This is a genomic window from Sphingobacterium siyangense (assembly GCF_007830445.1).
Lineage (GTDB): Bacteria > Bacteroidota > Bacteroidia > Sphingobacteriales > Sphingobacteriaceae > Sphingobacterium > Sphingobacterium siyangense.
Window position 1 is genome coordinate 60,855 of sequence record NZ_VLKR01000004.1, and the last position, 13,409, is coordinate 74,263.

The window sequence follows — 13,409 nt, forward strand, 5'->3', positions numbered from 1 at the left end:
GCGAGCCTAGTCCGACAGCAACTGATTTTTCTCTCAACATGGTCATTCTGAAAACGCTTTGACCATATGCAGGACCTTTCCATAATTTGGAAAGTCTATATCTTTTATAATTAATATCTTTGCCGTATGAATATTGAACAGATCAAACAACCTTTCCTCAAAAAATTCCCTGGAGATTTTTCCAATAATCCTACACAGCGAGGCACGCCAAAAGTGTTATTTGCTACGATCGAACCTACGGGGTTTGAACAGCCTCAACTGATTGCTTTCAATGAGGCTCTTTCTGAGGAAATAGGGCTGGGTAAATTTGAAGAAAAGGACCTTAACTTTTTGGTAGGATCTCACCTACCCGACAATATTCAGACCTACGCTACAGCGTATGCGGGACATCAATTTGGTAACTGGGCCGGACAACTGGGCGATGGTAGGGCTATTCTTGCAGGAGAAATTACCAATGCCGCAGGTAAGAAGACCGAAATTCAATGGAAAGGAGCTGGTGCAACGCCCTATTCAAGACGTGCAGACGGAAGAGCCGTATTGCGGTCTTCTGTACGTGAATACCTGATGAGTGAAGCCATGTATCACTTGGGCATACCTACTACCAGAGCCTTAAGCCTGGCCTTTACGGGAGAAGATGTTCTTCGGGATATCATGTACAACGGCAACCCACAATACGAAAAAGGAGCCGTGGTAATCAGAACCGCCGAAAGCTTCATTCGCTTTGGACATTTTGAACTGATGTTTGCTCAGGGCGAGCATAGCTTATTACAGGATCTGCTTGATTTTACGATTGAAAATTACTTCCCTGAAATTGTTTCATCCGATCAGCAGAAATATAAAGATTTTTTTGAAAATGTATGTAACCGCACGGCAGACTTAATGGCAGAGTGGTTTAGAGTAGGTTTTGTGCATGGGGTAATGAACACAGACAATATGTCGATCTTAGGCCTAACGATCGATTATGGTCCCTATTCAATGGTGGATGAATATAATTTAAATTTCACGCCCAATACGACGGATCTACCAGGAAGAAGATATGCATTTGGAAAGCAGGCACAGATTGCAAACTGGAATTTATGGAAACTTGCGAATGCCCTCCAACCTATCATCAACGATGAAAAATTCCTTGAAAACACCCTAAATAATTTTGGCGTTTATTTTTGGGAAGCTCATGACAAAATGCTTTGCAAAAAATTCGGATTTGATGGGCTAAAAAAGGAAGATGAGGTGTTTTTTAACAACTGGCAGGGTTTAATGCAAGAACTCACATTGGATCATACCCTATTCTTCAATCAATTGGAAAAAATAACTCCAGAAACTGATTTACATGAACATTTTAGCCCAGTAGCTTACGCTGTGTTAAATGAAGAAAAGCTTAGCCGACTTAAAGACTTCATGGAACATTATCAATCCCGCTTGCATTCAAATTCAATTTCAAAAGCTGAGTCTCTGGATTTAATGAAAAAAACAAACCCCAAATTTATACTGCGGAACTATCTGCTTTACCAATGCATTGAAGAAATTAATGCTGGAAAAACAGCAATGTTAATGAAACTAACGCAAGCATTAGAAAATCCATACCAAGAATTATTTCCGGAATTTTCCGTCAAACGTCCTTCTAGCTATGACAACACCGCAGGATGTTCTACACTCTCATGCAGTTCATAGTACGAGCCCCCCCTCTCGTTAAGCATTCAGGGGGGGAAATTAAAGTTTAGGATTTGTAGATTTTCTAAAAATAATAATACTTAGTAGCCAGCCAACAAGTAAGCCTACTAAGAGATAAGACTCTAGATGCATATCTTGAAACCGAACGCTGGGTATATCACCATCCGAAGTAAACTCGGCCCTTCTTAACAGGTCTCGTATCTGAGCAACTTTAAATTTTAAATAAACCAAGCGCACCCAACACAATATAAGTCCCGAAGTACTGATAATTAGAAGGGAAAGCCGTTGATTTCTTAACGAAGATACTTTACAATAATTTTTGACTGACAGATACAGAAAAGGGAGAATTCCAAAAGAGAAAATAAAAATCAGTGTTGGTAAAACCTGGCCAGGTAGACGCCAGCTATTCTTAAACAAGGGGCTTTCACCTATAATTTCGGTTGTAAAAAACATTAAAAACCGATCTCTAATAAAAAAGGCAATTAGACACAATACGGTTGACAATCCAATAGCAATTTTGTATTCTTTCATCTTTTTCATTTCAATGAGCTAGGAGTAGGTAAAGCCGGAAACATAGGTTATCGACTTAAACCATTTTGGATATTGCTTTTACATTGTTCGATTTGCTTTTTCATTACTTTAAGTTCCCTTATCTTAGCATCTATCTGTTCCAATTTAAGATCGAGCACTTCCATTTTACTTGTCTGAGTTAGCTCTTTTTGATACCATGCATCAATAACCTGCTTAATTTCAGCTAACGTAAAACCTACAGCTTTTGCCATCTTTATGAACCTCAGTTTTTCGATTACTTCATCATCGTAATAAACGTAGTTATTGGAAGTTATATCCTTTTTTGTCTTGCCAGAAATGAGTCCACTCTTTTCATAAAAACGTATAGTTCCAATAGGAATGTTCGCTTCCCTCGCTAGCTGACTAATTAATTTCACTTGATAATCAATAGTTTAAAAAAATATCACAAGTATAAAGTATACTTCATACTTGTTGGTTGTAAAAATACAGTTTAAATTTGTCTATAGAAAATCAATGGTCGCTATAAATATCTTTTTATCATGAAAACAGCATATTCCGACAAAGAACTTATTAAACTTGTACCTGGCTTCACAAGCAATTTTATCGTAATAAATGACATTTCAATCCATTATGTTCACGGAGGCAAAGGAGACCCCATAATTCTTATTCCGGGTTATCCAGAAACATGGTGGGCGTATCATCATGTAATGCCTATATTAGCAGAAAGCAACCAAGTATTTGTAGTTGAAATTAGAGGAATGGGTAGCTCGGATAAACCGGAAAATGGTTATGACAAAAAGAACATCGCCAAGGATATCTACAAATTAGTAAAGCATTTAGGCTTGGACAGCATTTTTATTGCAGGTCACGATATCGGTGCACATGTTGCTTTTAGTTTTGCTTGTAATTATCCTCAAGCAACTAGTAAATTGATACTGCTGGATACACCACATCCAGACCCAAGCATGTATCAGCTTCCTATGTTACCTGTTTTGGGGGGAACTTATCTATATCCATGGTGGCTAGCTTTTAACCAAGTAAAAGAATTACCGGAAAGGTTACTTGAGGGACGCATGTCAATCGTCATCTCTTGGTTATTTGACAACCTGCTGATTAATAAAGATAGCATAAGCCAATTTGATAAATCTGTTTATAGTGAAGCTTATGACAATAAAGATGCTATTCGTTGTTCCAATGCATGGTATCAAGCCTTTCCACAGGATATTAAAGATTACGCGAGCTACAGTAAATTAGAAATGCCAGTCCTGGCGATTGGTGCAAGTGGCTATAACCTACTGCTTCATTCTTTACCGGAAATCACCCGTAATCTAACACTTAAAAAAATTGAAAACTGTGGCCATTTTATTCTTGCGGAAAAACCTATTGAAACCGCCGAATTGATCAAAGCGTTTTTATTGACAATCTAATTTCGGATGAAATCAACTTGTAATAAAAAACAACGGTTGCAGGCCTATCCTGAAAGAATTTTTCATCTTCGAGGATATGTTCTGTCCTGGTTTCAAGATAAAAACTTAAAAGCTATAATCTACCCCAAAACTGATATAACCCGGCAAAAGTTTATATTCGGTGCTGGTATTATAAAGGTCTGTCAATTCAGCATTTCTGAAAAAGCGAGTATTAAAAATATTTTTTGCTGTCATGGTAAATCTTGTCCTATGTTGCCGCAATTCATAAGATAGGGAGAAATCCGAAAAATAATAGGTCTTGGAATCCTGCCCAAGGAAACTGCCAAAGCGATAGGATTCATTCTTTAGATTACACTGTATATTTTTTCCCATATTCAAAAATACATTCAGAAATCCGCGGCTATTATTGAGTGTAGTTTTGCTATCTGAGCGATAAGTAACCGACTGCAGGGCATAACCTGTGTAAATATTCAACCTGGATTTCCATGCACTTCTAAACGATAGTCCATAATCATATGTCTCTGTATGAATTTGACGATTGCCCACGCCCACCACCAATGTTTCGTAATCTGCCGTGTTTGCACCTAAATCCAGACGGAAATTTCCACCTACAACTTTCAGGTAATAATTGAGATCTGCCTTGTAATTGCTGCTCTTTTTGTTTTTAAGCAATACTTGTTGCACAAGGCTAAAATTGGGGTCCAAACTGCTTTCCGTACCCACATAATCAAACAAAATCTGATGTCCGGCCGAAAGGTTCGCAAAAAAACGATCTGTCATACTGCCATAGGTGTACATCAGCGTGCCACCGGAACTACTTAAGGTCGCTAGATTATCCGTTCCTCGAATAAAGTTTCGAACCCCTGTCGTATAATAATGGGGAATTAGCTCGGTGAGTGAGGTATTCTGTTGTTGAAAATAGAGATCTGTTTCCAGTCGCCCTTTTGGGTGGATAACCCATTTCCCCGATAGTCCTGGAAAAAGCAACAGGTTATTTTTATGTTTGGGTTTCCCAAAATCTGTCAACCTGTTCTGTACAAGACCTGCCTGCAAGCGAGGTGTCAATTCCCATTTATTTCGTTTAAAGGTATACTTGGAAATAAGGTTCGTCTGAAACACGTTTAAGTCCATCGCATTGGAAAATTCCGAAGGAGATACTGCTGTCCCACCCAACTCGTCTGGATTTGATAACAACTTCAATTCGGTGTTGAGCTGTTGCTGCTGGTAGGCCATATTGAAGGCCAACTCAAAAAAATCACCATTTTTCTTTCGGCTTACATAGTGTGTAGTGGCGCCCAGGTACTGCAGATTATTTTCGATATGTTGTTTTACCGCATGGATATCTTTACCTCCAAATAAGTCTTCATAATAGTATTGATTGATACTGTAGTCCAATGGTGACTGCTGCTTTATCCAACGTAGTGAGCTGACCAGTACATCCCGCTCCGAAAATTTGTAGCTATAACTCAGACTATGGTTGGTCAAATATCCTTTACTTTTGGTCAGTTCCTCACTTTGAACACCATTAAACAGTAATGCACCCAAATCATTTTTTCTCAGAGAACCTAGTGTACCTGAATAGCTCAACAGTGTACGCTTATTGGGCTCCAACTGCAGTTCCAGTTTCGTGAAGTAGTTATCGATGTTTCTGGTAAACTGATAATCTTCGGTATTGGTAAATTGAATATCCTCCAAATGATAGTTCTGCACGGTATTTCGATAAAATGATTTTTTAGTAGGATTTGCAAAACCCAGCCATTTGATCTTTAACTGTGGAGTCGGATTTAAAATGGTATTCAAGGACACCAGCTTATCGTTATTGAAATTCGTTCTTCTATAATCAAAACTGGGCAAATTTGGCGTATTATCTATCAAAGTAGGTGTTGTTATTCCGACACCAATCTGACCTGGTTCATCAGGAGAACCAGACTGGATCAGGTGGTTAATACTGCTTACGGCATCGACTCCATTATTGTTAGCAGCACCTAATAGGTAATATTTGTTCTTTTTTCCAAAATTCATCAAGTTCGCATTGGCCTGATAATATTTTGGACCTATGGGAACCACCTGCGCATCCACCGAGCCAAGCCACTGTGCCCTGCTTTCCTCCTTAAGTTGCAGATTTAGTGCAATTTTGTCCGAATTTTCGATACCTTTCAGCTGTTTATTATTAGAATACCGCTGCAATATCTGAATTTTTTCCAAGGGACGAACGGACATACTTTGTGTCAGCAGGCGATAGCCCTTTTCAAAAAAATCGTCCCCTTCCACCATCACTTTTTCTACTTCTTTATTGCCTATTTTGATACTCCCATCGGTCCCCACCTGAATGCCGGGAATCTTTCGAAGAAGATCCTCTACCGTACGCTCGTCACCCTGCAAAAAGGATTTCACAGCAAGCTCAATGGTATCTCTGCCCCGGCGGTAGGGGCCTTTGGAATGGACAATCACTTCCTGCAATTGCTCCACCCCTCCAGCTGACAACTGTACATCAATTAGCGTGTCGGCCTGCGTAGGTGTAATCGAAAGGGAAACTGGCTTAAAGCTAAGCGCCTTGAATAGCAACGTAAATGGTCCACTTTGGGCCGTTTGCACATGATATTTGCCTTGGCCGTCGCTAAACGTATAAGCCAACATTTTGTTATCGCTATCACGCCGTAAATCAATACGTACCCCTCCTAACGCTTTTCCCTCAGTACTAACGCTTCCATGGATAGCAACCTGTCCATGTACGACCATAAACAACAGACAAAAGCTGAATAAGGCCGCTATCCGCTTATTGATGTTCCCATTCATACACTTGCTCTACACTGCCTCTAACTTTTTGCTTATCAACGCTTACACCTTCCATCATTGGCATTTTGCTGTACATAATACGCATTTGTTCTTCATTGATTTGGTCGTCTTTCTTGACAAATTCTTCCAGGCTCAATTTGGGTAAAGACTGGATATATTTATCATTTACGGGAATATTTCCCGCATAGGGATAATTTACCTCCTTCAGGTACCAATAGTTCGGATTGGCGCTTTCGTTATACAGCATCACAATAAGGCCCGGCAAGCCACCAAATTTCGATGGTCCCACAGGTACGGGAATATCATTGGTATAATAAGCGACCAAAGTAGTTCCACGATAAGAGGCCGTTGCTTTGTGGCATACATGTTTGCCTAACGTATCCACATCGGTGTAATCGGTATTCCAGACCAATGCCGGAAATTTGTCCGTCACCAAATAGTTAACACCTTGAATGGAACGGGTTTCTAGCTGTTGGTCAGCCTTATTTTGATGGATCACGACCCTGTTATACCTCTTGCCAGATCCGATTGTTATCGAAAATGAGGAAGCTACTTCATCATCGCCATCTTTGTTGAGCTCCTGCTTGCGTATTGGCATCGAATCACGAACTGCAATCTTCACTGTTCCATCATAATAAACATCTTCTTTAAAAGTAGCCATGGCTGATGGGATGTATTCATATATCGCATGAAGCCGCTGTGCAAAAGATAATCTAGAAAGGAATAGAAATAAAAAGAATATATAATATTTACGCATGATAATTTAGTTTAGAAAGACGGGGTCAAAGCCCCGCTTTTGTTTTTGTGTAAGAATGAATAAAAGTTTAGTTGTTTGCAACCCAGTCATGCATTGCTGCAAAGAAATTAGCACAGCCGCCAGCTGAAGAAGCATAATCTGTGTAGACAGCGCTGCCTAATAAAACACCATCACAGCTATAAATACTTACTTTAAAATTACAGCGTACGAATGCCGCATTCGTTTCCGTATTTGCCTCGGTAACCCTAACCGTATTGTTGGCCAGGCGCTGGGAAGTTGTTTTCACAGATGCATTTCCGTTGACTGTTGTTGCGGCTGTCTTGGCCGAAGCAACAGATGATAGCATCACCATTGCTACCAAACTCATCATTAATCTTTTCATTGTCTTTAAATTTACTTGTTAAACCATGGTATGTTTTGAAGACATACCCTTGTATATGGCAGTAAAAATAAAGACACATTTAATTATTTAAATGATGATTAAATATCTGTAAATGGTCACTTAGAATTCGTAGCTTATTAGTTACTATTCGCAATGGGCTTATCACTGAATAACTCGAATTATGGAGCAAATCGTTTTGAGGTAACGAAGTAAAAAGCTCTCCTAAATACCTGTTGAGGGAAGCTAAATAAAATTTTCTCGATAATAACCAATGCTTGGAGCATCTGTCGTTATAATATTCTCATTTTGGTCAAAAGCATATAGCGAGGAATTCCTGTCACTAAAATACTTGCCTTAAGGCAAGTATTTTAGGCCTTTTATGCTTTAGTTTTATAAGATATATGCTTTTTAATCATGCAGAATCTATTTATAGCTATTACAATAAGTTGTTTTGTATTATTTTGGTTCGCTGTACGCCACAAACTTTCTATGCGAGTTTATATCATTTGGTCGCTCTTCATATCATTTGCCGCTGTTGCAGGGTTCTTTATACAATTTCCCCCATCTTTCGCCTTAACGCTATTGGGTACAGTTATAACAATCGTCTGTTGTTCGATACTATTGGTTAATACAAAAATAAATATGTATTTGCTTTTGGCGATCCATATCTCGCGTATTCCTGTAGAATTTATTCTCTATGCTTTATTCAAAGCTAAAATGCTGCCGCGAGAAATGACTTTTATTGGCTGCAATTATGATATAGTTTTCGGAATTACTGCCTTAATATTTTTGATAACGGGCATATTCTTTCGTAAAATTTTCAATTTCCAGATTTTCAGATTATGGAACATATTCGGTATTTGCTCAGTTCTCATTGTTGTTCTTCTAGGAATACTGTCATCCCCAATTCCTATACAATTGATCGCTTACGATCAGCCAAATATTGCTATGTTACAATTTCCATATGCTTTATTGCCCAACCTGGTGGTACCCTTGGTAATCTTATCCCATATCCTGCTTTTGAGGAATTCAGTTACATCAACATTTAGATAATACGTCTATGGAAGAGCTTCTTTGGATTTCTATCCCTAAAGACCGCCATCTTTAGGAAGATCAGGCAATTGCGCACTATTATGTCCATCAATCTTCTGTGCCGCTGCAATTGAAACAACCAAATCATTCAGCATAGAGCTTGCTGCTGTCGGCGAGTTAGGAAGCAAAACCAAATTACTTCTGCTATTGGCGCCGATAGCATTCAGCGTATCATAATGTTGCGTAACCACGATTAACGCAGAGGCTTCCTGTGCATTGATATTGGCAGCATTCAGCATTTTTACAGATTCTTCCAGTCCCTTCGCAATCTCTCTTCGCTGATCTGCGATACCCTGTCCCTGTAGTTTTTTAGATTCTGCCTCAGCTTTTGCTACAGCAACAATTCGTATTCTTTGAGCCTCAGACTCATATTCTGCGGCTGTTTTTTCGCGTTCAGCAGCGTTGATTCTGTTCATGGCATGTTTGACCTGTTCATCAGGATCAATATCTGTCACTAATGCTTTAATAATATCGTAACCGTAGCTTTGCATCGCATCCTGCAATTCACTTTTTACGGCAATGGCAATATCATCTTTTCTTACGAAAACGTCATCTAATTTTGTTTTTGGAACTTCAGCACGCACAACATCAAAAACATACGATGTGATCTGATTTTCGGGATTCTCCAAACGATAATAAGCATCTTTTACGTTGTCTCTGATTACCTGATACTGGACAGAAACTTTCATCTTGATGAAAACATTATCCAGTGTTTTGGTATCAATTATGACATCCAATTGCTTTATTCTAAGATTCAGACGTTTAGATATTTGATCCAAAAACGGAATTTTTAAATGCAAACCAGCATGACTTACTTTTAAAAATTTACCCAGCCTTTCTATCACAGCAGCAGATTCTTGTTTTACCGTATAAAATGAAGCAAATAATGTAATAAGTCCAAAAAAGACTAGAATTCCTAAATATAGCATAACCTTAAATTTAATATTGGTGATATACAAACTTACATCTTTACATTGTCATTCTTATATCAATTCTCTTATTTTTCGGTAAATATCAATCGCTAAGTTATCATCCCCAAATATCACCATGGTTCATCTGATCGTACTAGGCATAATCAACGCTTTACCTCTGCAATCCTGGCATAAAGCTACCTCCGCTGATACTCCCATTTATAAAACGAAAGCAACTGCTATAACAAATACGTGAGAGTATTAAGACGATATAACTCCACAAAGGATCTTTCATCAATTCGGTCTCCGCATATGCATAACACCTTGATAGATGGACAGCACTCCACCCAAATAAAATATGAAAATAGAAACCACAAAAGACCAAAAACGGAGGAGTTATTATTTGGGCCAATCAAGCTGGACTTGATCTCTTGGGTTATCGTAAGGAAGAATAAATTGATTTCCCCTTCACCAGCGTTTCAAGCCAAATAGGATATAAAACTATATAGAAGAAGAACTTATGCATATTATTAATGAAAATCATGCTGATTTTATTTAACTTAGTGTCTAGATAATATGAAACCTAGATTAAACCTAATTGAAATCAATAGCGATTGTATATTACCATGGATGAAACGTCAGCCAAACTTCCTCTGGATAATGCTGTCTATTTTACTATTAACACTCAACCAATTCGCTCAAGGAGCAATTTCAAAAAATAAAAATAAACTGCTTCATACTGTTAAGGTTGTTTATTTTTATCCTGCTGACAAAAAGCTATCTTCCGATTGGAAAAATCGTCTCGACCGAACACTGAAAGATATCTCCTCCTATTACAAAACTGAGCTTGGAAATTCGGGATTTAAGAGTGATGGTATCTCTTTTGAGACAGACGATTCGGGTTATCGGTACCACTTGGTTCAAGGGGCGAAATCCTCAAATGATTATACAATAAATTCAGGGCGTGAAATAGAAAATGAAATCTTCGAAAAACTGGCACCTGCTATCAATCCAAACACCGAACATATCCTTGTTATTAATGCTTTAAGCCATAAAGATGAAAATGGTACCTACATCTTTCATTCGCCATACTATGGCAAGGGCTCTGCTTCCTCGGGCTTGTGCATGGTTGCAGACTGCGACCTCCTAGATCCGGCACTACTCACGGATGCAAGCACCAAAATAACTTTTACTGAGATGTTTGCCACAAATAAAGCATGTACTGTAGGAGAGTTCAACAGTTGGTACCTTGGTGGGATCGCACATGAAATGGGCCACCTTTTTGGATTACCACACGATCATGGTTTTCCAAATGAGTTCAATTCAAAAACGATCTCCTTAATGGGAGAATATGGCAGCAGGCACTACAAAGACGAAAAATGGGGTGGTTTAAAATCAGCTAAATTTTCCAAAGCCTCAGTATTTCAACTAAGTAGTCATCCCATATTTACACAGCGACCAAAACCTATCCAACAAAAAAACGAATTCCTATTACAATCATTTAAGCTATTTCAAGCTGAAAATACGACAAAATTAAAGCTCCAGTACCGTGCAGGTACAGTACCATATGGCGTTGTAGCGTTGATCCACCCTTATAATACCTCCGAGTATTTGAGCAACAGCTTTACCGCTGTAGTCAACCAGAGCAATTCTGTAGAAATTGATATTGCTCCTTTTGAAGGCAATATACCCTATGAAATTAGAATGCTGTTTTTATTTCACAACGGATCAGTTAAAGAATACCGAAAAATGGTTAGCCATAGTAACGAAGGAGATTTCCTAACCATTAATAATTTTGGTCAGGCTACCGTCAATGACCTGATTAGAGTAGTAGAAAATGACAGCCTGGATAATCAAAAACAGGCCAAGTTGAGTGTCTTAAATCAATTGTTGCAGGACGACCAACCCATCAACCTTAAAACCATAAAAAAGGATAGTATCTTTCTTTCTGACGCAGCATGGGAAGAAGCTTACGTAGGTTGGGAAAACCCAGCGAGAAATTATTACACAGCAGAATCTAATGCTTTATTTTTTCTAGAAAACAGCGCTAAGGTATATCGCAAAGGATTATATGCCCATGCACCATCCCTATATAAGTACAAGCTTGCAAAAAAGTGGCGGCAATTAAAAATCATCGCAGCTTTACGTGACGGCGCTCAAAAACCAGAGGGCATTCAATTTATCATCCGTGGTAATGGGAAAATCCTTTCTTCCCATAATGTCAAGCCCAATGAACAGCATCTTTTTGATCTAGATATAACAGGTGTCGATGATCTTGAACTCCTTACGCAAGATCAAAGCGGCAACAACTTTAATGCCTGGTCAATGTGGTGCAACCCATATCTTATAAAATAAAAAAACGACGCCCCCTATTCATCCAGTTCGTAAAGGTATTTCCAGAAGCTTACATATTCCAGAGCTGGCCTGGCAATTTGATCTCACTTCTATTTTCTTTGCGGTTCAGCAGCTCATCAAAATTTTTTGACATCACAAAAAACCGAACCTTGGCTCGGTCAATCAGGGCAAGGTAATGTGTAAATACCTTTTGTATTTCTGCTTCCGTCAGCTCAGTGCTCAACGCCACACTGTTGTCCACCTCCCGATCAAAAAGGACATCTGGCATCCCCTTGCTGACCAGTGTAACGACCTTATTTGCTGCGTGCCACGTTAAAGCAATATTGGTATGGATACCTGAAAAATTGCCGTCATCATATTTTTTTTGCAGACCATACGTATACATTGCTAACTATTTGTCAGCCTGATGAGCCAAACAAGTATCATTTTAGGTTTCCTGAATGGATTTTTAAAATAAAGTCAGCTACTTAGGCCTCACGAAAATTAACATAAGTAGACTTTTTATCGGCCCTATCAGGTGAGTTTGAAAATCATTTGCTTAACTACTCTTCGTTAGCGATAAAATGGTGATTTTCCCTATATTTAATCAACGTTAGACGACGGACATAATCGTTGACAATTTGATTCATAGATGATGATGGGTAAGGTTATTGATGTTGCCAGTTATGGCATGGTATTGCTTTCAGATTTGGATTGGCTAATCTTGGAGAACACATACGATGTAACCTAGGAGAAAAAGAACTGGGAAATAGGGATAAACAAAACTGTGCTTAGAGAAGGATTGAATACCTCTACTGATACGAGTACCATACGAATGATAAATAAGTCAATTTTTTGTATAAAGGATGAGTAAACTGCCTAAATCTTATTATAACAATACCGATACTTTATTCCTGGCAGAAGATCTGTTAGGAAAGGTACTCTATACGCAAAAAGACGGCCTGCTAACAGGGGGTAGAATTGTCGAAACTGAAGCTTACTTTGGCGTTATGGATAAAGCATCTCATGCATTTAACGGAAAGAGAACCTCCAGGACTGAGCCGATGTATCGTGAAGGTGGTGTGGCCTATGTATATCTATGTTATGGGATTCACCATCTGTTGAATATTGTTACCTCTGGTGCAGCGGATCCTCAATGCGTTTTAATCAGGAGTATTGAACCGCTCGTTGGCATTGACGTGATGGCTTTACGGAGACACGTGTTGCCAGAAAAACCCTCATTTTCCAACGGACCGGGTTCTGCGGCCAAAGCTTTGGGAATTGACGCGTCATTTAATGATGCGCTATTGACCGACGACCGCATTTGGATTGAAGATCAGGGATTAAAATACAATCCCGCACAAATCGGAAAAGCAGCACGAATCGGTATCGCTTATGCTCAGGAACACGCGGCTCTACCCCTACGTTTTTTTGTAAAGGAAAGTAAATATGCCAGAAAGTGACCATTCATTCGTCAGCCCCCGCAATTGAGTTTTAATTCATGTGAATAA

The 13,409-nt window shown here is 38.9% G+C and carries 10 protein-coding genes; 4 read left to right on the top strand and 6 right to left on the bottom strand.

Features of this window, described 5'->3' with window-relative positions; translation table 11 throughout:
* Positions 1–126 precede the first annotated feature (126 nt).
* Entirely contained in the window at positions 127–1,668 is a 1,542-nt protein-coding gene (locus tag IQ31_RS05530; protein WP_088161174.1) for a protein adenylyltransferase SelO, read from the top strand.
* 578 nt (positions 1,669–2,246) lie between these two features.
* Here IQ31_RS05530 and IQ31_RS05535 read toward each other — a convergent pair.
* Complete coding sequence (locus IQ31_RS05535; protein ID WP_088161172.1) at positions 2,247–2,615, bottom strand: MerR family transcriptional regulator; 369 nt, start codon at positions 2,613–2,615, stop codon at positions 2,247–2,249.
* Between the two features lie 123 nt (positions 2,616–2,738).
* Between IQ31_RS05535 and IQ31_RS05540 the strand changes: the two genes are divergently transcribed.
* Entirely contained in the window at positions 2,739–3,626 is an 888-nt protein-coding gene (locus tag IQ31_RS05540; RefSeq protein WP_145327381.1) for an alpha/beta fold hydrolase, read from the top strand.
* 105 nt (positions 3,627–3,731) lie between these two features.
* Here the strand turns inward: IQ31_RS05540 and IQ31_RS05545 are convergent, their stop codons facing one another.
* The 4 genes from IQ31_RS05545 to IQ31_RS05560 all read right to left on the bottom strand — a co-directional run bounded on the left by IQ31_RS05545 (position 3,732) and on the right by IQ31_RS05560 (position 9,582).
* Positions 3,732–6,422, bottom strand: a complete 2,691-nt coding sequence (locus IQ31_RS05545) for a carboxypeptidase-like regulatory domain-containing protein (RefSeq protein WP_145327382.1) — start codon at positions 6,420–6,422, stop codon at positions 3,732–3,734.
* Positions 6,403–7,179 (bottom strand): GLPGLI family protein, encoded by a 777-nt coding sequence (locus tag IQ31_RS05550; protein WP_088161169.1) that lies wholly within the window; start codon positions 7,177–7,179, stop codon positions 6,403–6,405. The genes IQ31_RS05545 and IQ31_RS05550 overlap by 20 nt, the downstream gene beginning before the upstream one ends.
* A gap of 67 nt (positions 7,180–7,246) precedes the next feature.
* Positions 7,247–7,561: a hypothetical protein gene (locus tag IQ31_RS05555; RefSeq protein WP_145327383.1), complete on the bottom strand. Its 315-nt coding sequence runs from the start codon at positions 7,559–7,561 to the stop codon at positions 7,247–7,249.
* Between the two features lie 1,088 nt (positions 7,562–8,649).
* Positions 8,650–9,582, bottom strand: a complete 933-nt coding sequence (locus IQ31_RS05560) for an SPFH domain-containing protein (RefSeq protein ID WP_075992121.1) — start codon at positions 9,580–9,582, stop codon at positions 8,650–8,652.
* Positions 9,583–10,140: 558 nt separating this feature from the next.
* Between IQ31_RS05560 and IQ31_RS05570 the strand changes: the two genes are divergently transcribed.
* On the top strand, positions 10,141–11,919 hold the full coding sequence (locus IQ31_RS05570) for an NPCBM/NEW2 domain-containing protein (RefSeq protein ID WP_088161167.1): 1,779 nt from the start codon (positions 10,141–10,143) through the stop codon (positions 11,917–11,919).
* Positions 11,920–11,968: 49 nt separating this feature from the next.
* Here the strand turns inward: IQ31_RS05570 and IQ31_RS05575 are convergent, their stop codons facing one another.
* Positions 11,969–12,304 carry a hypothetical protein gene (locus IQ31_RS05575; protein WP_145327384.1) on the bottom strand — a complete coding sequence of 112 codons (336 nt, stop codon included), beginning with the start codon at positions 12,302–12,304 and terminating at the stop codon, positions 11,969–11,971.
* A 460-nt stretch (positions 12,305–12,764) separates the two neighbouring features.
* Between IQ31_RS05575 and IQ31_RS05580 the strand changes: the two genes are divergently transcribed.
* Positions 12,765–13,361 (top strand): DNA-3-methyladenine glycosylase, encoded by a 597-nt coding sequence (locus IQ31_RS05580; RefSeq protein WP_075992119.1) that lies wholly within the window; start codon positions 12,765–12,767, stop codon positions 13,359–13,361.
* Positions 13,362–13,409: the final 48 nt, after the last annotated feature.

Coding starts and splice junctions, on each gene's coding strand:
- IQ31_RS05560 (WP_075992121.1), bottom strand. CDS start 9,582: ATGCTATATTTAGGAATTCTAGTCTTTTTTGGACTTATTACATTATTT.
- IQ31_RS05550 (WP_088161169.1), bottom strand. CDS start 7,179: ATGCGTAAATATTATATATTCTTTTTATTTCTATTCCTTTCTAGATTA.
- IQ31_RS05575 (WP_145327384.1), bottom strand. CDS start 12,304: ATGTATACGTATGGTCTGCAAAAAAAATATGATGACGGCAATTTTTCA.
- IQ31_RS05540 (WP_145327381.1), top strand. CDS start 2,739: ATGAAAACAGCATATTCCGACAAAGAACTTATTAAACTTGTACCTGGC.
- IQ31_RS05555 (WP_145327383.1), bottom strand. CDS start 7,561: ATGAAAAGATTAATGATGAGTTTGGTAGCAATGGTGATGCTATCATCT.
- IQ31_RS05545 (WP_145327382.1), bottom strand. CDS start 6,422: ATGAATGGGAACATCAATAAGCGGATAGCGGCCTTATTCAGCTTTTGT.
- IQ31_RS05570 (WP_088161167.1), top strand. CDS start 10,141: ATGAAACCTAGATTAAACCTAATTGAAATCAATAGCGATTGTATATTA.
- IQ31_RS05580 (WP_075992119.1), top strand. CDS start 12,765: ATGAGTAAACTGCCTAAATCTTATTATAACAATACCGATACTTTATTC.
- IQ31_RS05530 (WP_088161174.1), top strand. CDS start 127: ATGAATATTGAACAGATCAAACAACCTTTCCTCAAAAAATTCCCTGGA.